Annotated in this window: 23 protein-coding genes and 3 pseudogenes (1 of these 26 only partly in view); 12 read left to right on the forward strand and 14 right to left on the reverse strand. The window is 56.2% G+C overall.

Annotated features, from left to right (window positions below; all coding sequences use genetic code 11):
* The first annotated feature begins 407 nt into the window (after positions 1 to 407).
* The 7 genes from AAYR33_01835 (at position 408) to fabF (ending at position 6,736) form a co-directional block, all read left to right on the forward strand.
* A complete protein-coding gene (locus AAYR33_01835) occupies positions 408 to 2,288 on the forward strand; it encodes a hypothetical protein (GenBank protein XAO71726.1) in 1,881 nt (626 codons plus the stop codon).
* 17 nt (positions 2,289 to 2,305) lie between these two features.
* Complete coding sequence (locus tag AAYR33_01840) at positions 2,306 to 2,506, forward strand: hypothetical protein (GenBank protein XAO71727.1); 201 nt, start codon at positions 2,306 to 2,308, stop codon at positions 2,504 to 2,506.
* A complete protein-coding gene (locus AAYR33_01845; GenBank protein XAO71728.1) occupies positions 2,500 to 2,919 on the forward strand; it encodes a hypothetical protein in 420 nt (139 codons plus the stop codon). Before AAYR33_01840 ends, AAYR33_01845 begins: the two co-directional genes overlap by 7 nt.
* A gap of 182 nt (positions 2,920 to 3,101) precedes the next feature.
* Positions 3,102 to 4,067 carry an ACP S-malonyltransferase gene (gene fabD / locus AAYR33_01850; protein XAO71729.1) on the forward strand — a complete coding sequence of 322 codons (966 nt, stop codon included), beginning with the start codon at positions 3,102 to 3,104 and terminating at the stop codon, positions 4,065 to 4,067.
* Positions 4,068 to 4,078: 11 nt separating this feature from the next.
* On the forward strand, positions 4,079 to 4,819 hold the full coding sequence (gene fabG / locus AAYR33_01855) for a 3-oxoacyl-[acyl-carrier-protein] reductase (protein ID XAO72342.1): 741 nt from the start codon (positions 4,079 to 4,081) through the stop codon (positions 4,817 to 4,819).
* Positions 4,820 to 5,063: 244 nt separating this feature from the next.
* Positions 5,064 to 5,303: an acyl carrier protein gene (locus AAYR33_01860; GenBank protein XAO71730.1), complete on the forward strand. Its 240-nt coding sequence runs from the start codon at positions 5,064 to 5,066 to the stop codon at positions 5,301 to 5,303.
* A gap of 152 nt (positions 5,304 to 5,455) precedes the next feature.
* Positions 5,456 to 6,736 (forward strand): beta-ketoacyl-ACP synthase II, encoded by a 1,281-nt coding sequence (gene fabF / locus AAYR33_01865; protein XAO72343.1) that lies wholly within the window; start codon positions 5,456 to 5,458, stop codon positions 6,734 to 6,736.
* A 61-nt stretch (positions 6,737 to 6,797) separates the two neighbouring features.
* Here the strand turns inward: fabF and AAYR33_01870 are convergent, their stop codons facing one another.
* Entirely contained in the window at positions 6,798 to 6,929 is a 132-nt protein-coding gene (locus tag AAYR33_01870) for a hypothetical protein (GenBank protein XAO71731.1), read from the reverse strand.
* 2 nt (positions 6,930 to 6,931) lie between these two features.
* Here AAYR33_01870 and AAYR33_01875 point away from each other — a divergent pair, with 2 nt between their 5' ends.
* A complete protein-coding gene (locus AAYR33_01875; GenBank protein XAO71732.1) occupies positions 6,932 to 7,228 on the forward strand; it encodes an endolytic transglycosylase MltG in 297 nt (98 codons plus the stop codon).
* A gap of 2 nt (positions 7,229 to 7,230) precedes the next feature.
* On the opposite strand, the gene AAYR33_01880 is transcribed toward AAYR33_01875, so the two are convergent.
* Both AAYR33_01880 and AAYR33_01885 read right to left on the reverse strand, forming a co-directional pair.
* A complete protein-coding gene (locus tag AAYR33_01880) occupies positions 7,231 to 8,040 on the reverse strand; it encodes a lipid-binding SYLF domain-containing protein (protein ID XAO71733.1) in 810 nt (269 codons plus the stop codon).
* Between the two features lie 124 nt (positions 8,041 to 8,164).
* A pseudogene (locus AAYR33_01885) lies at positions 8,165 to 9,017 on the reverse strand (inositol monophosphatase).
* Positions 9,018 to 9,160: 143 nt separating this feature from the next.
* On the opposite strand from AAYR33_01885, the gene AAYR33_01890 reads away from it, so the two are divergent.
* Positions 9,161 to 9,499 carry a hypothetical protein gene (locus tag AAYR33_01890; GenBank protein ID XAO71734.1) on the forward strand — a complete coding sequence of 113 codons (339 nt, stop codon included), beginning with the start codon at positions 9,161 to 9,163 and terminating at the stop codon, positions 9,497 to 9,499.
* A gap of 44 nt (positions 9,500 to 9,543) precedes the next feature.
* Here AAYR33_01890 and AAYR33_01895 read toward each other — a convergent pair whose 3' ends face one another.
* From AAYR33_01895 to AAYR33_01930, 8 genes are all read right to left on the reverse strand, one after another.
* Positions 9,544 to 10,629 (reverse strand): glycosyltransferase, encoded by a 1,086-nt coding sequence (locus AAYR33_01895; GenBank protein XAO71735.1) that lies wholly within the window; start codon positions 10,627 to 10,629, stop codon positions 9,544 to 9,546.
* A gap of 1 nt (position 10,630) precedes the next feature.
* Positions 10,631 to 11,290 carry an NTP transferase domain-containing protein gene (locus tag AAYR33_01900; GenBank protein ID XAO72344.1) on the reverse strand — a complete coding sequence of 220 codons (660 nt, stop codon included), beginning with the start codon at positions 11,288 to 11,290 and terminating at the stop codon, positions 10,631 to 10,633.
* Between the two features lie 124 nt (positions 11,291 to 11,414).
* Positions 11,415 to 12,242, reverse strand: coding sequence for a sterol desaturase family protein (locus AAYR33_01905; protein XAO71736.1), 828 nt, complete (start codon positions 12,240 to 12,242; stop codon positions 11,415 to 11,417).
* 28 nt (positions 12,243 to 12,270) lie between these two features.
* Entirely contained in the window at positions 12,271 to 12,393 is a 123-nt protein-coding gene (locus AAYR33_01910; GenBank protein ID XAO71737.1) for an LptF/LptG family permease, read from the reverse strand.
* Positions 12,394 to 12,396: 3 nt separating this feature from the next.
* Complete coding sequence (locus AAYR33_01915) at positions 12,397 to 12,609, reverse strand: hypothetical protein (protein XAO71738.1); 213 nt, start codon at positions 12,607 to 12,609, stop codon at positions 12,397 to 12,399.
* Complete coding sequence (locus AAYR33_01920; GenBank protein ID XAO71739.1) at positions 12,606 to 13,436, reverse strand: LptF/LptG family permease; 831 nt, start codon at positions 13,434 to 13,436, stop codon at positions 12,606 to 12,608. The genes AAYR33_01915 and AAYR33_01920 overlap by 4 nt, the downstream gene beginning before the upstream one ends.
* Positions 13,405 to 13,803: an LptF/LptG family permease gene (locus AAYR33_01925; GenBank protein XAO71740.1), complete on the reverse strand. Its 399-nt coding sequence runs from the start codon at positions 13,801 to 13,803 to the stop codon at positions 13,405 to 13,407. Before AAYR33_01925 ends, AAYR33_01920 begins: the two co-directional genes overlap by 32 nt.
* Complete coding sequence (locus tag AAYR33_01930) at positions 13,800 to 14,693, reverse strand: metallophosphoesterase (protein ID XAO71741.1); 894 nt, start codon at positions 14,691 to 14,693, stop codon at positions 13,800 to 13,802. Before AAYR33_01930 ends, AAYR33_01925 begins: the two co-directional genes overlap by 4 nt.
* A gap of 193 nt (positions 14,694 to 14,886) precedes the next feature.
* Between AAYR33_01930 and AAYR33_01935 the strand changes: the two genes are divergently transcribed.
* The 3 genes from AAYR33_01935 (at position 14,887) to AAYR33_01945 (ending at position 16,793) form a co-directional block, all read left to right on the forward strand.
* Positions 14,887 to 15,636, forward strand: coding sequence for a diacylglycerol kinase family protein (locus tag AAYR33_01935; GenBank protein XAO71742.1), 750 nt, complete (start codon positions 14,887 to 14,889; stop codon positions 15,634 to 15,636).
* A gap of 218 nt (positions 15,637 to 15,854) precedes the next feature.
* Positions 15,855 to 16,325 (forward strand): hypothetical protein, encoded by a 471-nt coding sequence (locus AAYR33_01940; protein ID XAO71743.1) that lies wholly within the window; start codon positions 15,855 to 15,857, stop codon positions 16,323 to 16,325.
* Between the two features lie 150 nt (positions 16,326 to 16,475).
* Entirely contained in the window at positions 16,476 to 16,793 is a 318-nt protein-coding gene (locus AAYR33_01945) for a hypothetical protein (protein ID XAO71744.1), read from the forward strand.
* Between the two features lie 51 nt (positions 16,794 to 16,844).
* Here AAYR33_01945 and AAYR33_01950 read toward each other — a convergent pair.
* From AAYR33_01950 to AAYR33_01960, 3 genes and pseudogenes are all read right to left on the reverse strand, one after another.
* Positions 16,845 to 17,995: pseudogene (locus AAYR33_01950) on the reverse strand (pyridoxal phosphate-dependent aminotransferase family protein).
* A 178-nt stretch (positions 17,996 to 18,173) separates the two neighbouring features.
* A pseudogene (locus AAYR33_01955) lies at positions 18,174 to 19,829 on the reverse strand (fatty acyl-AMP ligase).
* A 170-nt stretch (positions 19,830 to 19,999) separates the two neighbouring features.
* Positions 20,000 to 20,544: the 3' portion of a sensor domain-containing protein gene (locus AAYR33_01960; protein ID XAO71745.1), read on the reverse strand. It continues 397 nt past the right edge of the window; only the last 545 of its 942 coding nucleotides appear in the window; its start codon lies off the right edge, out of view; its stop codon occupies positions 20,000 to 20,002.

Below are 20,544 nucleotides of genomic sequence, written 5' to 3' on the forward strand. Positions count from 1 at the left end.
TGACTTGTTCTGGCGGGTCACCTCTTAACGCATCAGGTCGTGGCAAACGATCAATCAGGAGGAAAGGCCCATGAATGCCCTTTCTTTCACTCGATGGACTGCATATCGAGCGATCGGCGCAACAGCAATCGAACTTCCCCTCAAGTTCGGATGGGATCCCATCTCGACGATTCTTTTTCCACGTCCGGTGAGAGCGCTGCGCCGCTCTGACAAGCAACGGAAATATGGCAACGTGCAGCCGGCGTGGCCCCCGAGTCGATAATCGCGCTCATATACCCCTAACCGGAACACCCTTCCGAACGGGAACCCCCATTTAATCGAAAAAATCTGGTTGTGCGCTTTTGCTTTCCCTGCCGTCTCGCGGTGGGATGTGGCCCTCTGCGCGCGGCCATCATGGTGAATAAATCATGCAAGTGCTCGTCAATAAAATGTCGCGCATCATGCAGCAATATGGTGTTTTCCTTATTGCTGGATGCGTCATCTCCCCCTCATTTTCCGAAGCGAAAACGAAGGAGGACTCCACCAAAACCCCGATTTCAACCTCGCCCGACAAGAAGCCGCGTGCGACACCGCGCAGCAAAAGCGCCGAGAAGAGCGTGAGCTACGAGTCGCGCAAGGATGAGGCGATCAATGTCAGCGCCGGCTGTTACTTGTTGAAGGATCCTAATCGGCGCCCCATGACGCCGAAAGATTGGAAGCTCATCATGCCCGGCTCCAATCCTCTCTATATGTTGCAATATACGGAGGGCGCTTCCCTTTCCGGCACGGATCCTTTCGGCGTGGATATGACGACAGCGGGGCTTTATCTGCGCGGTTTTCATATGAATGAACTCGGTGTGACTTATGAGGGCATCCTGCTCAATGACATTGGCTGGGGCGGTCTGACCGGCACGAACGTGCTTAAAATCGGTATTGCACAGGATCTGGGAGGTATTTCCGTATCCCCGGGGTCTGGCAGTGTGAGCACGTTTTCCACATCCGATAATGGCGGAGACCTGCATTACTTCATGCGCAACCCAAAAAACAAAGCGGACGCCTCAATCTGGCAGCCTTACGGGAGCAACCAGACGATCCAGACGACGATTTCAGCGGATACCGGGCAAATCGGCCATCATGGCCCGAAAATGCTTGTCGGTTTTCAGCGTAATTACAGTCAGAAATATATGGCTTATGGTCATCAACAGGCGATGCGCGGCCACCTCAAGGCAGTTCAGGACGTCTCCTGGGGTGATTTCACCGCATATTTTTCCGGCTCGACCGCCAAAGTGACAGAATATAATGATCAGTCCTTCCAGATCAACGATCAGCTTGGCTGGCGGGGTGATTATTTCGCGCCGAATTACGCTTACGCCTATAATATCTCCCTGCCGGAAAATGCGGCGAAGGATTGTGGTAACGGATTTACATGCAAGGATCTGGCAGGGCTTGTCTCTTACAATAGCGGGCATTCCTCACAGGATCTCGTCGGCTCCCTGGCGCATGATTTCCGCATTTCCAAAATTCTTTCGGGTCGCGCTTCGTTTTATATGACTCATAGCGACACGCATGAGGTGCTGACAGATTCAGGTACGCCGTCTCTCACCGGCGCACCCTTCTCCGAGCAGGTTTGGCATCCGCAAAATCAACGTCTCGGCGGCACGCTGAGCTTTCGGGCCAAATTGGGCCATCACACCCTGTCCGCCGGTTTCTGGCAGGAACATACGGATTCACGGGCATTAACCTCATGGTATAATGAGCCGCTTCTCGGCACTGGGGCACCACTGAGTGTTTTCGGAAATTTCTCTCAATATGGCCCGGCTTTTAAGACACAGGCCAATTCCAAATGGTCAACATGGGAGCGTCAGGCTTACCTTCAGGACGACATCACCCTCTCCCCCAATCTGCATGCAGGGGTCGGTTTCAAAACGCTGGAAACCTCCACATCGGGTGGTGGGTTTGAAGGGGATGCGCCGCGCAGCACGTTATCAACGCGCAATTACTTCCTCCCGCATTTGTCAGCTTCGTGGCAGTGGCGTAAAGGGCATAATGTTTTTGTAGATATCGCGAATAATGAATCCGGCTATCGCGTTTCCCCGCAAGGTCAGATCGGTTATAGCGCTTCGGCCTGGACCGCCGGTGACCAGGCTACTTTCGACGCGGCAACGCGCAATATCAAGCCGGAAAATAACTGGAACTTCATTATTGGCGGCCATGATAATCTCGGTTGGGTGCGCCTCTCATGGGATGCTTATTACGACCTGATCTCCAATCGTCTGCTCTCGGTCGCTGAAGATGATGGGGGGGGCTGAACAGCCTCACCAATACTGTGGCAGCTGTTCCGCACTCTCACATTATCGGCGGTGATGTCGCCATCAACCTGCCCATCACGCGTCGCTTCATGCTGCGCCAGACATTGGGTGTCAGCAAATTCACCTATGATAATGACCTCTTCGCGGATGGTAAGGTCTTCCCGATCAAAGGTTCCGCCAGCCGGGATATCCGCCGATCACACTATCCACGATGCTGATTTATTCCCATAATGGCACGGAGGCTGGCGTGGGTTCAACTTTCTATAGCCGTCGCCCCTTCTCCTACCAGAACGATATGTATGCCTATGCTTATTGGATGACCAACCTCTATTTGCAGCATACATTCAAGCTGGGCGGGAAGATGCCGCCCGTCACGGCCCGGTTCGACATTTATAATCTCCTGAACTGCAAGCTGATGGGGACGATCGGGACGAATGGCTTCCCGTTCAATCGGGATAAAGGTTACAGTTTTGGCACGATGCAGCGCCAGGCGCCGCGTCAGGCCATGTTCACATTGGGGGGTGAGTTTCTAACATCCTCTTATTCTGATCCAATCTGCGCGCATGACACCCCATCCCGTACCCATGATGGGACCATGATGGGATGGGGTGTCATTTTCTGGGGCAGGTAATCAGCCCGCCCGACGCGTCATGTCATGAACATGCTTGATGAAATGAGTCGCAACCAGGGAGTGAGATTTGAAAAGCGTTTCCGTGCCTTCCTGACCCCTGAAAACGGCGCTCAGGTTTGACAGGCGGGTCGGATTTCGCCAAGACCCGTTGAGTATTTCGCGTTACTAAGGGAGGTGGCTGCATGGTCGGCCAATGTGCTTTTGTTTTTCCGGGCCAGGGAAGTCAGTCTGTTGGCATGGGTCGTGCGCTTTATGAGGCTTTCCCCGCAGCAAAAGAAGTTTTTCAGGAAGTCGATGAAGCCTTGCAGCAGCGTCTTTCAACCTTGATGTTTGAGGGTGATCCGGATGAGCTGACCCGGACGGAAAACGCACAACCGGCCCTGATGGCGGTCTCACTCGCCGTCCTGCGGGTACTGCAGAAGGAGGCGGGCTGGCAGCTGGCAGAGAAGGCGCGTGTCGTGGCCGGACACTCTCTTGGTGAATATTCCGCGCTCGCAGCTGCCGGGTCAATTTCCCTGACGGATGTGGCGCGGCTGCTGAGGATACGCGGACGCGCGATGCAGAAGGCCGTCCCCCCGGGTGAAGGCGCCATGGCGGCGCTGATTGGCGTAACAGCGGCGGAGGCTCTTGAGATCTGTGAGGAAGCCCGTCGACATGTTGACGCGTCCGGACACGCCATATTGGAGGTCGCCAATGATAATGGCGGTGGCCAGGTGGTGATTTCCGGCCATAAGGCGGCGATTGAGGCCTCTCTCAACTGCGCGAAAGAGCGCGGCGTCAAACGGGCCGTTATTCTCCCGGTTTCCGCGCCTTTCCATTGCTCTCTGATGCAGCCGGCGGCTGACGTTATGGCAGACGCACTTGCGGAACAGGATTTTACAGCGCCGCATGTCCCGCTTATCGCCAATGTGACAGCCTCGGAAGTGACCGACCCCGCAATGATCAGGAAACTCCTGATCCAGCAGGTGACGGGTTCCGTCCGCTGGCGGGAAACAATCGAGAGCCTGCCGGAAAAAGACGTGTCCGTGGTTGTTGAAATCGGTGCGGGCAAGGTGCTGAGCGGACTGACCAGACGTATCAATAGCGAGCTGACAGCCTGCAACGCGGCGACCCCGCAGGATATCGATGCGCTTCTGCGCGTCATATGACGGAGAAACACATGTTTGACCTTACAAACAAAACCGCCCTTGTCACAGGGGCGTCAGGCGGGCTCGGCGCCGCGATCGCCCGGGCGCTTGATCAGCAAGGTGCGCGCATTGCGCTCTCCGGGACGCGCGTTCCGGCGCTGAAAGAGGTCGCGTCGACATTGAAAAACCAACCCGTGATCTGCGCGGCCAATCTCTCCAACGCGGAAGAGGCGGATGCCCTCATTGGCAGGGCGGAGGCGAAAGCCGGGGCACCGCTGGATATCCTCGTGAATAATGCGGGGCTGACGCGGGATGGGCTGATGATGCGCATGAAGGATGAGGATTGGCGGCAGGTCTTCACCGTTGATCTGGAGTCGCCTTTCCGACTGTGTCGCGCGGCGGTGAAAAGCATGATTCGCCGCCGTACGGGTCGAATCATCAATATTGCCTCGATAGTGGGGATTTCCGGCAACGGCGGCCAGGCGAATTACGCTGCCGCCAAAGCCGGGATGATTGGCATGACAAAATCTTTGGCGCAGGAAATCGCAACACGCGGCGTAACCGTTAATGCCGTGGCGCCAGGTTTTATCGAAACGGCAATGACGGAGGCCCTACCTGACAGTCAGCGGGAAAAACTCTTAAATGTCATCCCAATCGGCCGCATGGGCCATCCTGACGATGTGGCCTCTGCCTGCGTTTATCTGGCGTCGGATGAGGCAGGCTGGGTGACAGGCATGACATTGAGTGTGAATGGCGGTATGTTGATGCCGTGAAGGTGCCATGCCTCACCCCTCGTGCCGGAAGCACTTGGCGGAGGGGTGCAAGATGTGCTAAGCGCCCGCTGCTTCATCCGGCGCGATGGGCGCGTCAGTACGAGGTGGGCCTCATGGGGTCCGACGCCGCGAGGCCGATCATCATGTCGGCCTTTGCACGTGGTGTAGACCCGGTGGACCCAACTTGGGACATTAGGTAGGTTTGTAACCGCCCGAGATCCGGGCACACAGAAAGCGGATAAACATGAGTGAAATCACCCGTAAGGTTCAGAAGATCGTCGTTGAACATCTCGGCGCTGAAGAAAGTAAAGTGACTCCGGAAGCGTCTTTTATCGATGACCTCGGTGCGGATAGTCTTGATACGGTTGAACTCGTCATGGCTTTTGAAGAAGAATTCGGCGTTGAAATCCCCGAGCAGGATGCCGAAAAAATCGCGACTGTGAAGGATGCGATCGACTTCATTGAAAAGAAGAGAGAGGACTGATTCTTAAGATAGGCATGACATGCCTTTCCTTCAAGCCTTTCCATTTTCCGCCTGGGCGAAAAGGGAAGGGCGCTGAGAAAGATGACACTGCGCGGCACCCAGAATTCTGTTGTCCTCTGGGCGTCGTCCAACGGAGATCCGTAATCCCCATGATGGCGAAATCTTCCTCGACGGAGTCACGGCGTGTCGTGGTCACGGGCATCGGCCTCGTGACGCCGCTCGCTGTCGGCGTCGAGCATTCCTGGAAAAAGCTCATCGAGGGGCAATCCGGCATCCGACGCATCACATCGTTTGATCCCGGTGATCTCCCCGTCCTGATCGGAGGAGAAGTACCGTCCGGCCCCACGGAAGAGGGTGGGCTGAGCCTGAGCGACTGGATTCCCCACAAAGACATCAAGAAGATGGACCGCTTCATCCATCTCGGTCTCGTGGCGGGGATTGAGGCTGTCCGTGATTCCGGCTGGATGCCGGTGGATGAAGAGGGGCAGTGCCGCACCGGCGTTATGGTTGGGTCCGGCATCGGTGGCTTACAGACGATTTCAGACGGCGCCTTGACTGTGTATGAGGGGCGGGGCCGTCGCCTGTCGCCTTTCTTCATCCCAAGCGCTCTGGTCAACCTGATTTCAGGCCATCTCTCCATTCGATTCGGTTCTAAAGGCCCTAACCATTCTGTCGTGACAGCCTGCGCGACAGGGACACATGCTATTGGTGACGCGGCGCGTATCATCGCGTTGGGCGATGCGGATGTCATGGTGGCGGGTGGTGCTGAGGCGGCGCTTTGTCCCCTTGGCCTGGCCGGTTTCGCGGCGGCGCGTGCGCTATCGACCGGTTTTAATAACAGACCCGATGAGGCGTCACGCCCGTGGGACCGTGATCGTGACGGCTTCGTCATGGGTGAAGGCGCCGGTATCGTCGTGCTTGAGGAATATGAGCACGCCAAAAAACGCGGCGCCAAAATTTACGGTGAGGTGCTCGGTTACGGTATGTCCGGCGATGCTTACCACATCACAGCTCCGGCGGAGGGTCATGCTGGAGCGTTCCGCGCCATGCAGGCAGCGCTTGAGCGGGCGCAGATCCAACCGTCCGAAATCGATTATATCAATGCACACGGGACATCGACCATGGCCGATGATCTCGAATTGGGGGCCGTTGAGAGGTTCCTGGGTGACGCTTGCGGCGGGGTCGCTATGTCCTCAACCAAATCGGCCGTTGGCCATCTCCTCGGTGCGGCAGGCTCGGTGGAGGCGATTTTCTCGCTTCTCGCCATGCGGGACAACACCGTGCCGCCGACACTAAATCTGCACCATCCACAAACGGAGAGCCGCATTGATCGCGTTCCGCTGGAGGCGCAGGCCCGCAAAGTCGATACTGTACTTTCAAACAGCTTCGGTTTCGGTGGCACCAACGCGTGTCTGATCCTGCGCCGCGTCTAACACGCCGCCTTATCGCTGTCACGGTCATCCTCTTTCTGGTGGGTGGCGGTGCCTGGGGTTTTTATGGGTCCGGCACATTTACCGGGTGCCCGGCCCCATGCCGGCCACGGCAGATATCGTCATCCCGCGGGGCAATATGCAGATGACGATCGCGACACTCCGCGCGGCGCATCTGATCCGTCCCGACCGTCATTTATGATGTATCCCAAGGCGAGGGGATTACCCCATCCGCTGACGCGGTCTGAGCTGGCTTTTAATGACGGCCATAACACTTATGCGCAGGACGGATTGCCCTCCGGGCCGATCTGCGCGCCCGGATATGCGGTCATCATGGCCGTTGCCCACGCCCCGCAAGGTGACGAATTATATTTTGTGGCAAAAGGGGATGAGTCGCATGTCTTCTCCACAACCCTCAAGGCACATCTCGCAGAGGTCCGCCGTTACCACTATCATCTGCCGCACCCGGCAAAAGGGACGGTCCCGGCGGAGTGACATTACCGCCGCGCGGGAAGGCTTTGGACCTGAATGTCGTTTTTGTTTTTGCCGTGATAGGTCGAGCCGTTTGTATCGATATCATCTGTGCCAGCAGGGTTTTCCGCATCCGGGTCAGAGGAAGAATGCCGACCCGCCTTTGTCGATGACGCTTTCGCGTTGGAATATTGCATCAAGGCGCGACGAAGCGGATCGGCCCCCGAATTATTGACGCGCATACTGATCACGATGCTTTCCGGCCCGACAAGCTGCCCATAATAAGCACGGTTGGCGCTACTGTCCGATGTCAGCTTCGTACCGCCCAACGATGCACCGGCATAAAGGCCCGAAGATTTCTGCAGGGCGAGAATGTCCGTGTTGCGCGCACCCGCGCTGCCACTCTGGATCCCGCTCCCGAGATTGGCGAAGGATGCTGACGCCCCGGCTTCAAACTTGAACTGACTATCGAGAAGGGCCTGCAAACCGCGATCCGACATGATGAAAAACATCATCTGGGAGCTTTCGACGCCGAGTTGGAAGCCGAAGGACGCATTACTGAGCGTGTAAAATGCCGGATCAGACCACGAGCCCTGCGCGTCCCGTGCCAGCAGCACACACCTGCCGCCTGACCCGCCAAAGACGATCGACATGCGGAAGAGGGACGGGCAGATCATCACTGCGCGCGCACTTCGCAAATAGCGCCCCGCCCGCTCATGACCGGCGGATTCCACGAAGATGCTTTGCACGGCGAGGGCCGCACGGTCAACGAGGAGTTGCTGCTTGCTCGCCGCGTGGATTTTGCCGGGCAGGTTGATGGCGCATAGCGCGCCCATCGTGAATAAACAGGTCTTGAAAGTCATTCTTCGCATGTTAATCCCTGCTTCCTGAAAGATAAATCCGGGCGTCATTTTCAGTCTGACAATATAAGGGCATTTTGCCGGGCGACGCCATCCCCTTTCAGGAAGATTCGGCAGATTTGAGCGGTATGTCGGTTGCGCGCTGAAGGGCCTCTCCTAGGCCCGGTGCCGCAGCCAAGAAGCGCGTCGGGCGCGTCGCCCCGCCTTCACCAAAAAAATCGGACGTTACGGCACCCGCTTTGGTCAGGAGAACCAGCGCGGCGGCGACATCCCATAAATTAATGGCGATTTCGAGGTAAGCATCCAGTCGCCTGCTGGCCACATCCGCCGCGGCCAAAGCGCCCGAGCCGGAGGAACGTGGCATGGCGCCCAAACCCAGAAATTGCGACATGCGTCTGGCATATTCTTCGGTCGTGACAAATGGGCTCCAACCCATTTCGATCATGGCTGATTTGCCATCCGTCAAGGGTGAAGCCTTGAGGGGCGGCCATTCATCCAGGCACCGACACCGGTCTGCCCCAGATAAAATTCATCCAAAGCAGGTGCGAAAATAATCCCGCCAATCGGCCGCCCCTGTTCAAGCAGACCGAGAGACACGCACCACCTGTCCCGCCTACGGGCGAAGTTGGATGCGCCGTCAATCGGGTCAACAACCTAGGTAAAATGACCTTCGCGTTGACTGCCATCCTCCTCACCGATAAAACCATCCGCCGGATAAAGCGCTTTGATGCGCGCTGAGATGAGCTTCTCAACCGCTTTATCCGCCTCCGTCACGTAATCCTGACGGCCATTGAGGCTGGCCGCGGGGCCGCGGGGCGCAAGGCCATCGCCAGCGCCGCCGCATCTCTGACAATTGGTTGCGCAAAGGCGAGGCGCTGTGCAATAAACGGGGGTGATTCCGCATCTTGTACAAAATGATGTTCAGCCTGGCGGTTGATCGGTGTTTCTGACATAATATCGCCTGTTTCGGGTAAATGGAGACCGTCTTGATAGGGTCTTGCAATTGCCGTTCCATAGCAGTTAGGGCCGCAAAAGCCAAAGAGGCGTTATAAATGCGCCCGAAAATGTGACCTGATATTTCCTTTTCCTGAAAAGGATGACGTGTGACGCCAAAAAAGGGAGGCCCCACCCGCAACCGACCGTGATGGATTGGGTCAAGCGAGAGAAATCAGCCGCAAGCGCCTGTGCGGGTTTTGTTTTATTCGCGATCTCGGTCACTTACTCACATGAGGATGAATTGCTGCGCGTCGTCACGGAGGGCGCAAGTGCGTACGCTTTCACATGCGCCATCATTCTTGAGAAGAAACCTATCGCGCGGGTGCTTTACGCTTTGTTTCTGTTCGCAGCATTGTTGCTCATCATGCTCGATGTCAATATCTCGTCGCAATTATCGCAGCTGCGATCTGAAGAAACTTTCGAGCCCTCCGCGGACTGATCGACGCCGCGGGCGCACTGAATGCGTCTTGGCTCCGACAAGTGCTAAGCCCGTGAAGACATCCAATCCTCAATGCCCTGAATTATGACTTGGCCCTTCGCGCTGAAGATTGTCGCGCCGAAACGCGCCAACACACGCTCCCGCGCTTTTTGACCCATATCGTGCAGCGTCTCAGCTTGCAGCATCAGTTGCGCCATCGCGTCGGCGAAGCGTTGCGCATCCAGTTTCGGGATGATGATCCCCGTCTCTGGTGTGACGGAATGCGGTATTTCACCCGCTGGTGTGGCAATCACCGGCAGCCCGCTCAACATCGCCTCATGCGCGGCGAGGCAGAAACCTTCCCAAAGGGAAGGCTGCATGTAAATATGGAGTCGTTTGAGGAAGCGCTTTGTATCCTCCACATGGCCCAGTAAACGCACGGGCGCTTGTGAAACGAGGATTTCCGCTCCCAGTTCCTCCCGCTCAATGCCCTCACTGGCAATCTCAACCTCGAAAGATGGGATTTCCGGATTTTTCTTCAGCAGGGCGGCGGCCTGAATGAGCGTTTTATATCCTTTGACAGGGTGCAGACGTTCCAATGTCCCGATGCGGATGGGTGTGCCTTCGCGCCATTTCGCGCTGACGGGATGGCTTTCATCCGCGCGGAAAATCGGCCAGCATGTCAGGGATTTTTCTGACAAACCCAGTCTTCGACGCGCCATGTCATACACACATTGCGAATCGGCGATCCATAAATGCGTCCACCGTCGGATGCGGCGCAAAAGAAAAGCATTAGCGGGTTTGAGATGGGCGGAATGCTGCCAGTGCACGGTCGGGACGTGGTGCTTTCTGGCCCATAATTGCCCGAGGAGCGTGGCCCGCGTCAGGGATGTCCAGACAAGGTCAGGACGGTAAGCCGCCAATCGGCGTGCGAGCCAGTAATAGACTGACAGGTGGTCCTTCGTGCCGCCCTCACGGATTTCCAGCCTGATCCCGGCGGCGGTGATATTCGGTGCTGCCAAGCGGTCGCGCGGGGTCAGGGCGAAAATAACGACCTCATGCCCCCTGGATTTCAGAACCTGCACAATATCCGGGACGGGGAAAGCAGCGCCGCCACCTTCGACCGAATTAATGAGATAAGCGATTTTCATGTTAATCTGTCATAGCGCCGGAAGCGACGGGATGTGGGGCAGTTGCGAGAATCTGTTCAACAAGGGTGAGGTCAGAAGGCTTATCGACATCCACCGCAGCCCGGCCATCTTCTATGGAAATAAATTTGATCGCGGCACCTGTCAGTCGGTAAATATGCGCGGCAAGACGTTCCGTCGTCAGGCGGCGACGCAGAATATCCCAGATGACGGGCCAGCCAATACCTAAAGCCAGCTGCCAGGGCTTTTTGCGATTGCGCTCAATATTCTGCCAGAATTGGACGATCGCCTTTGCTTTGGGTGTGGCCGCGTAAAACATGTTGCACCCCGAGAACTGCACATCCGCCAATCGGATGAAGGTGCGCTTTGTATTCGGGACATCGCGCAAAATGGCCTCGCGCGTCGCGATGGCAATGGCGAAATCACAGTTGCTGGAGGCTTGCGCCATGAAGTCCATGACCCATTCCGGTCGCAAAAGCGGGTGGTCGGCCGTCATGATCAGAAGGGGCGTATCGTAAATTTCCAGAGCGCGGGCGACACTGCCGCTCGGCCCATGACCCGTCTCGATAACGGGAATGTCTCGGACACAGGCGCGTAACGTTTCCGTTGGGGTGGCGCTGATAGCGAGCGCCGAAATTTCCGGGGAGGCGCGCAGGGCCGCGATGACTCAGTCGATCATCGGTCGGCCCATGATCGGCAGGAGGGCTTTTTGGTCGACCTGCATGGCGCTCTCAAGCGCGTCTCGCCCGGGCCCCCGCGTGATCCGGCAAGGATGAGCGCTCTGGCGCTCATGCTGCACGGTTTGTCGGGACTTCCCGTGCGGGGCGCGCGCCTTCAGGGCGCTGCCTCGGCGGCGCGCCCGTATGCTCCATCACCCAGGGATAACGCTGCGCTTTCTTGAGATCATATCCGAGATCAAAAGCATGGCTGCTGCGCGCCCATTGACGTGCATCGGCGAAGAAACTGCCAAAGAGGCGGTCCGGCAGGTAGTTTGTGATGCCGTAATTGCCTTTTTCATTGTGGAAGTGATGCAGGACATGAAGCTGCTTGATGCGGTGCACCCACGTGGATTTCGGCTTATAAGCGAGATGCTGGATGCAATGGAAAAACTCACAAATGCATGTCACGACGACGCCGGTCGTAAGTGCTGAAAAACTGCCTTGCCAACCCGCAATCGCATAACCGACAGGCATGACGATGATGGCGATTGTCGGCAGCGTTGTCGCGGGTGAGCCGAAAAGCACGTCAAGCAGATGCGGGTCTTGGTGGTGATCAAAATGCACGCGTTTCCACAGCGCCGCGGTGAAAGGGGTGCGATAAAGCCAGCGCGCATGCAGAATGCTGCGATGGATGAAGTACCAGGCATAAGGGTAGATCGCGATCACGACGAGAGCGGGCACAATAAAGCCGAACACGCTATGGCTGAAAGAAATGGACGCACAGGCGCCTGCCACAATAATGCCAAAATAGAGCAATATCGTGCGATGCGTCAGATGCGCCATCCAGAGCTGCGGAAGGGACATCTTGCCCAGGTCGAAGCTCCACCCCGTTTTAAGAGACACCTGCTCTTTACGGGCGCGCCAGAATGCGCGGAGAAAATTGTCGTTTCGAGCCATTAAGCGATACCTCATCCTGCCTCGAGTTTTAAGATCCACGCCCATACAGGCGCGGCGTTGACAGGCCGGCAGCACGCAAACTTGCAATTTCACTATGCTGATTCATCTGCACAAGCAGGAAAATCGTGCCGAGAAGCGGGGATAAAGGCACACTTTACTCAAGCAATACGGGAAATCTCAGGGCACAATAGTAAATGACGCCCGACAGGCCCTGATGTCGGCCAAGTATTGACGACATTTTCTCCAAGAGGCCCAGAACTTCCATCAATGAGATGAAAATCGCGCTGACGAGCGCCGTCCGTGCGAGGACCGCGGTAATAAGATGACGGTAAAGAACGGAGCCATGGAGACTGAATATTGATGTCATCGCGTGATGGGCATTCCGTTCGGGATTTTGACCTTTTTGGGTCGGAGCCAGCCGCCTTGAGAGCGCGTGACGAAAAGCAGAATGCATATGGCGCAGAAAGTTAATTCAGGTATCCACACGCCGTAAAAACCCTGGACAGCGCCGGTGGCGACGAGACTCTGACCGAATTGCAGGAGGTGATAAAATCCGACAAGCAGAATGGCGAGTAAAATCATCCCTGTTATCGGCCGTCGTCTTTTGATACCGATCGTCAGCGTGGCGGCAAGCGGCGCAATAAAGAGCATTGTCAGCGCTTGTGCAAGCCGGAAATCAAGCTCCGCGCGCAGATTGGAACGCGGGATCGTATCGGGATCGGCGGAAGGGGAGATGATCTGGTGGGAATGCTCCAGCCGTCTGATCAATTCGAAAAGTGTTAGTTCCCGCGCATCCTTGCCGCGCGAGCGGAAGGAGTGCACGGTCGGGTCATTGATGAAAAACCGGGCACTATGCTCAAAATGGGTTTTATGCAGATCCCGCATATTGCCATGGCGCGCCGTGATGATATCGCCATTCCAGAGGTCCAGCCGCGTTTCAGATCGTGAGGGCAGGGTCGTGATCAACCCTCTCTGCGCTGAAATAAGATGGAGCGTGTCGTTTGTTCCGTTGGCGCGGATGAAAACTTTCTCCAGCACGGAGCCATTGGCGCGTGTTTTCTCGGTGGTCAGCATGGCGCCGTCCGTTGTGGTGGCAAACATGCGCGCCTGGAAACGCGGCGTCCAGGCCGCATGCGCGGCTGAGTAGAAGCCGGAACGGAAATCAATAGCGCGCCAGAGGCTGGATGTAGCCATAAAGCAGAAGACTGCTGCTGCCGAGCAGAATGCCGATCAGGACATATGTGTGCGATATGCGGGAGAGGGAGATGCCGCTCGCCATCAGGGCATTGATCTCATTGTGGTCGCTCATCCTGCGAATGGTGATGAATATACTGACGCTAAACGCCGCCGGAATGGCGAGCCCCAGATAATGGGGCAGCAGGTCGGTCAATAAGGACAGGAAAGTCGCAAGCGAGCTCCCTTCAGAAGCAAGATCATCCAGCAGAACGAGCAGCCGTTCGAGAAGCAGGGCCGTCATGACGGTCCCGAGAGAAATCAGGAAAGGTGGGATAAGCTGGCGAAGAAGGTGGCGATCCAGCTCACGAAGGGGTCTCTTCCTCACTTGCTTTTCATCGGCAGCTTGAGATGGCGCGTAAACCCGTCTTCCATGACATCATTGTCAGCCAGAAGCCTCTGCGTGATGCCAAGCGACCAGAAACCCTCTTTTTTTGAGATGTCGAGACGGTTCCATGACGCGCGGCGCCATGGCTTGGAAGAGTGCATGGAGGTTGAAGACACGCCAAGAAGGGGGATCTCCGTCTCCGGCACAGTCACAAGCGACTCGTTATGAGAGTGTCCATGCAGCACAAGTTCCGCCCCGCCCTGTTTGATGATTTCGGCAATCTTTCTCACGTCTTTGAGACGTTTCCCGGACTTGACCAGTCCGTATCCGGGAGGGTGATGGATCATGACAATACGGAATAAACCCCTCGTGGTTTCCAGAGCGTTGAGAAGGCGCTGCCCCTGAACCTCTCCCACGCGGCCCCACGCTTTGAAAGGCGGCGTCGGTATGGCGCTGTTGACCCCGATGATGGCCACGTCTCTGAATCTCGTGACAAAGGGGAATTGTTGCGCCGACCCTTCCATCCAGGATGACATGAGATCCAGCCCTTCACGGACATCCTCCCGGACCAGAATATCATGATTTCCCGGCACAAAATAACAGGGTGCGGGGAGGGCGCGCATCCATTTTTCAGCCTGTTCAAACTCACTTTTATGGCCAAGATTGGTGATGTCGCCAATATTGAGGATCCTGTCCGGACGATGAAGCGCCATATCCGCCACGATCCGGGATGAAATTTCCGTTAGGTGTCGATATTGGCGCTTCATCTTCCAGGAAAGAAGGCTTAAACAGCGTTTGTTCAGAAGGTCCCGAAGCGGGAGCTTGCCGGGTGTCGGCAAGTGCACGTCTGCTATATGTGCAATCGTTGCTTTGTCACTGCCCTGGCCCATCACAAAGCCTCGGCTGCATGGGGAAATAACATAGCCTTCTTCAATGCTCTTCTGGTTCGATGTGGACAACTATGCTATGGCGCTCTGACACACTGCGCAAGGGCGCTTGCGCTGGCGCCGCTGAAACGTCATTTATCAATGATGAATGTAAAGATTTGGCTGATCGCGTTCATGAATTTGGATTAGATTTTCTGTGCCTCTCGCTCTTATAAACAACCCTCGCAGCCGAAAAAACCGTCAATGTCTGGACAGATTTACCAAAAGAGCGCGCCATTGCCTGGCTGATCGCTTTTTTGAGCCGCGGACGCAAGCTGAATTGCGAAGCGTCATCGAAAAATTACATCGACAGAGTATCAGGACAATCGCCATTAGCGGGGGCGATGGCACGATCAGCGACGTGATGATGGCCTTATATCATGTTTATGGTGAGGATGATCTGCCTGAACTGGCGATTTTCCCCTCCGGCAACTCCAATCTCATCGCCCGGGATGTCGGCTTTAAATCCCGCGGGCGGAAGGCTTTTGAGCGCCTCCTCCATGATCCACAATCTCTCACGAAAGAGAAACGCGGCACGCTCCGGATCAATTGGACGGATCGGGGCACGCAATTGCGGATCGACATGTTTCATGGCACGACCGGATTTAAGCGCGCGATTGAAATTGCGCACTCCCCTCATTTATTGAGGTTCGCACCCCATAATCTGGCCGTTGCCGCGACGTTGATCGCAACACTCTGGAAGCTTCTGCACCGCAAATATCGGAATATGTGGCTCGATGGCGATCGCCTGCGACTTGAATGCGATGAGGCCGTCAGAAGCGATGGGCCGAGTTTTCTCTTCATTTCCACGGCGCTGGATCGTCTGACGATGGGGATGTGGCCTTTCTGGGACGGTGACGGTGACCAACGCCGGAAAACCCCCCCGACAGGGCTTGCGTTTCCTTAATGTCAGTGGCCATCCTCAACATTTATGGCGTGCTGTCAGATTATTCGTCCGGGGACGGTCACCAAAATGGTTGCGGCAGCATCCATCCTATCACAGTGATCGAGCCGACAGCTTGACCATGACATGCCCTAGCGACTTCATCCTTGACGGTGAAAAATTCAGTTCCGGCCCTTCGCGTCAGGTGACGCTCTCAAACGGGCCACAATTCCAGTTTCTGCATGACTGAAATGGACGCGCTCTCCCCCATCCTGTCTTCGACACTCATCAAGGCGGTTCCGCCGGAAATATCCGCTTTCGCCGCGCAGATGCTGGGCGCATGCCGTCCTTTAGGCGTGCTGTTCTATGGTGCGGGGATGCGATCTGACGATCTGGATGCGCTTCTCGACTTCTATGTCATTGTCGATGACATGAGTGATTGGGAATGGCGCAACCGCGTGATCCGTCTGGCCGGTAAATATCTGCAGCCCAATGTCGTCTATGTGCGCCAGACAATTAACGGGCGCCTCATGCGCGCGAAGGTCGCCGTGATGACGATCGATCAATTCACGCGTTGCGCCGGCCCGGCAAGTTATGATAGCTGCATCTGGTCGCGCTTTACGCAACCAACTCGACTTGTCTGGGTGCGCGATACAGTCGCGGCTGACCAAATCCTCATGGCTGTCAGGGAGGCGGTTCTGACAGCCGCATAGTGGGTCGCGTGCCTGCTGCCCGGCCCGGCCCAACCCGCCGAGATCTGGCGCCATCTCTTTTCTGAAACCTATCGCAATGAATTACGTCCGGAAAATGCGGGCCGCGCGGCGTCGATCATTGAGGGGCGCGCTGACTGGTTCGAGGCGATATTGACGCATAGCTGGTCGAAACTCGGTTTTCCTGTCCGGGAAAATGACGAGGGCGGGCGCTTTATGGTCATATCGCGGCTGCGGCTTTTAAAAGCACGGCGACAATGGCGTCAAATGCGGCGCTTCGGGTGGTGGCTGAATGCTGCGCGCCTTGTCAAAGCGGCCTTCACTTTTGAGAATGGCGCTCTTTATCTGGCGGACAAAATCCAGCGCCATAGCGGTCTGGCCATGCGCCTTTCACCTTTTGAGGCGCGTCACCCTCTCATCTGTCTGCCCCGCCTGTTATGGCGCGCGAGAAGCATCCTGCGACGTTCCTGAATTTCCATTTTCATGAACGCCGCAGGGAAGATGCGTGTCTTCCGTGGCCTGTCAAGCCGTTAGAACGCCGAGATCCTGCGCGGCTTTTGCGAAGGCGGTGAGGGCAGTGTCAATCTGGGCCGGGCTGTGGGGCGGCCATTACCGAGCAGCGAAGCAGAGGCCGGTCATCCGGCGTTGCGGGTGGCAGAGACAGATTGACGTAAACCCCAAGCTCCAGAAGTCGATTCCAGAAACCCGCGGCTGTCGGGATATCCGGCAAAGTGACAGCGACAACCGGGCTGACATGCTGGCTGACGGAGAGGCCAAGTTTCTTCAACCCCGCATGAAGTTGCCAGGCATTCTGCGTCAGTTGCGCCCGCAAATGGGGTTGCGCCTGAGGGGCATCGAGAGCGGCCCCTGAGGCGGCGATAATGTCAGGCGGCAGAGATGCGGTGAACATATATGGCCGTGATGCCAATCGGATCATCTCGACGCCGTCATGGTTCGACACGCAATAGCCGCCAATCGTCCCGAGACTTTTGGAAAATGTGCCGATGACGAAATCCACATCGTTTTCACAGCCATCCTGCTCAGCAACGCCGCGACCATTCTCGCCCAGAACGCCGAAAGAATGCGCTTCATCAACGAGAAGCCAGGCGCCGTGCTTCTTTTTGACCTCAGCAAAAGCGCGCATCGGGGCGACGTTTCCGGTCATGGAATAAACGCCCTCAATCACGATCAACTTGGCGCCTGGATGGTTCTTGACGCGGCTGAGCCGTTTATCGAGATCCGCCGGGTCATTATGTCGAAAGCGGATTACCTGCGCATTACCGAGGCGACTGCCATCATAAATACTGGCGTGACTATCAGCATCAATAAAAAGAATGTCATCCTTACCCGTAAGCGCGGAGATACGACCCAGATTGGCTTGATAACCGGTTGAGAAAATTATGCAGTGCCACCGCCTGAAAAATGCGGCAAGTTTATTTTCAAGTTGGGGATGCAACCCATTAAGTACCATTGGCAATACGTGAGCCCGTTGTGCCCACCCCCTCTTCTTGGAGGGTTTTGACGGTGGCGGCGATCGCTTCCGGGCACTGGCTGAGGCCGAGATAATTATTCGTCCCGAAAAGGAGGGTTTCCCGCCCCTCAATCAAACCGATCGTGGCCGAGAGGGGGCGTTCGATCACCACGTCAAACGGGTTGCGCGGCGTGGCAGTCATTATTTTGTCTCCATTGCGCTTCAGGCTACGTCGTATCCGAGGATCGAGGCAATCCGCTAAGCGTGACCAACTCTCGATCCTTTATGTTGGCTGCGCGTCAACCCAAGCTTTTAGTGATGTGACGGCATGGCGCGCAGATTTGACGTGTCCGTAAAGCGCGACAGAACCGGGTTCGATGTCAGGCTGCGGAACTCTCCTCTTGCGCAAACTGACCCGCCAGATACATGGCTTTTGCCTTCGCGCGGGTTAATTTACCTGACGATGTTTGCGGCAGGGTGTGCGGCGGCACCAGGACAACCTCCACGTCAACACCGTGACGACGGCGGATGACGCTTGCAATATTGTCTTTCATTTCCGCACGCGCCTCGACGGAGGTAAGACGGCATTGCACGAGGGCAAAAATTGACTTGCCCTTTTCCGCCTCGATCGAGAATACGGCAACATCACGTGAGCGCACCCCTGTGATGGCGGTTTCAACCGACCACTCAATATCCTGTGGCCAGATATTGCGCCCATTGATCACCATCAGGTCCTTCGCCCGTCCGGTGATGACAACCTGACCATTCAGCATGTAGCCGAGGTCACCTGTATCAAGCCAACCATCGGGGAACAGGACAGCATGCGTCTCCTTCTCCCGACCGAAATAACCGGTCATCATGCTTGGACCCCTGACGTAAATCGTCCCGATGGCTCGGTCCGGTAGGGTTTTGCCCTCACTGTCCCAGGCTTCAATATGGTGGCCCGGCAATGCATGGCCGCAGACGACAAATGTCCGCTTGGGCGATTCTGAATTATTGACACCGCACGCGAACTGCTCAGTCTCAAGATGTTTCAGATCAATCGTGTCAGCGAGAATACCATGTTCAAGCGGCGCGAAACTGATGGCCAGGGTGGTTTCCGCCATGCCGTAACTGGCGACGAAAGCCTTGCTGTCAAACCCATGGACTTTGTAATTTTCAGCAAAATCGCCGAGGATATGCGGCCTGATTATATCACCGCCAATTCCGGCAACGCGCCAGCTTGACAGATCAAGACCTGACGGCGGCGGACGACGGGCGCAAAGCTCATACCCGAAGGACGGGCTATAGGCGATTGTCCCTCGATTGCGGGAGATGAGGTCAAGCCAAACCTGAGGACGACGCGCAAATTCCCGCGTGGGGAGGAGGTCCGTCGTCAATTGGCAGCTCATCGGTGTCAGGAAGAAACCCATGAGCCCCATATCGTGATAGAGCGGAAGCCAGGAAACACAGCGATCCCCGGAATCTTTTACCTGTAAACCGTATTTTGCGATGGCGTGGGCGTTGGCAAGCCCGGCTTTCTGCGTGGCGGCGATTCCCATCGGGAAACGTGTGCTCCCGGATGAGAATTGCAGATAGGAGATGTCTGTCTCGGTCAACTCCGGAAGCGCGCCGGTCTCCGCCGCGGGGAGGGCGAGGAGCTCAGCCGGACTGCCCCCGAAGACAAGATGCATGTCCCGGACAATCTCTGCTGTCCAGCTCCCGATCAGCTCCGGAATGACGACGGCCCTTGCGTCCGCAGCCTCAACCATACCGCGCAGGGTGGCGATATAGGCTTCGCGACCGCCGAAAGCGACAGGAAGGGGCAGGGGGCCGGGATAAGTCCGGCATATTGGCATCCGTAAAAGATACGCGCGAAATCACCATCACTTTCCGCGATGATGGCCACACGGTCAGATTTCTTCAGTCCAAGCGAAAAGCTTGTGCGCTGTTTCAATAGCCTGTTCCCGTAAACGGGCATAGGGCAGGGCCTCAATCAACTGTCCGCGGCCATTATAAACATTATAGCCGGACTGACCGAGCGCGGCGTAATCCAGCGCATCGCTAAACGTTTTAAACGCACCATAGGTGCGCGCCTGACCAGAATCTGTAGGAACGAAGCGTCCTGCCGCACCTCCGGGCTCGTTATTTTACAATCCTCAACCAAAGTTTGGTTCCGTTCCTCTCATACATAAATTATTGTCTGAAATGCGTGAAGCGCGTCTTTTTAGACCGAGCGAGACAGATATTCAATGATTGCCTGCGCCGCATCGGATGTAGAATCGGCTTCATCATGGTCGAATGTTTCCTGCATATAGCGTATTTGTTCATCACGATATGTATCAGGATGGCGCGCATTTCTGAGCAACACCATGGCAAGTTCAGCCGGGGAGACGATAACGTCGCCTAACGTCCAACTGCGATAGTTTGGATTATTGTGCCATTTTGTATCATGTGCATTCAGGAAGATGCAAGGGCGTGGCCGGGTGATGAACTCGGCAACCTGGCTGCTGACATCGCCAAGATAAATGTCCGCGGCCAGCGTATAGGTCATGTCGACGCTGCGCATGCTGCCCGGGTCAATCAACATGTGCGCATGCGCGCGATATTGCTCAGTCAACTTCTGCCCCTCCTCGCGATGACGGTTGAACAACCTGTAATGCGGGGCGAATATCAGATTGAAATGGGTCTGGTTCGCAAAATACTCCAGCACGTCGCGCCCGAAGCGACGCCACGACGATAACGCGCGAGAGAAATGCGGGTTGTAAACCA

The organism is Acetobacteraceae bacterium (assembly GCA_039613835.1).
Classification (GTDB): Bacteria; Pseudomonadota; Alphaproteobacteria; order Acetobacterales; family Acetobacteraceae; genus Sorlinia.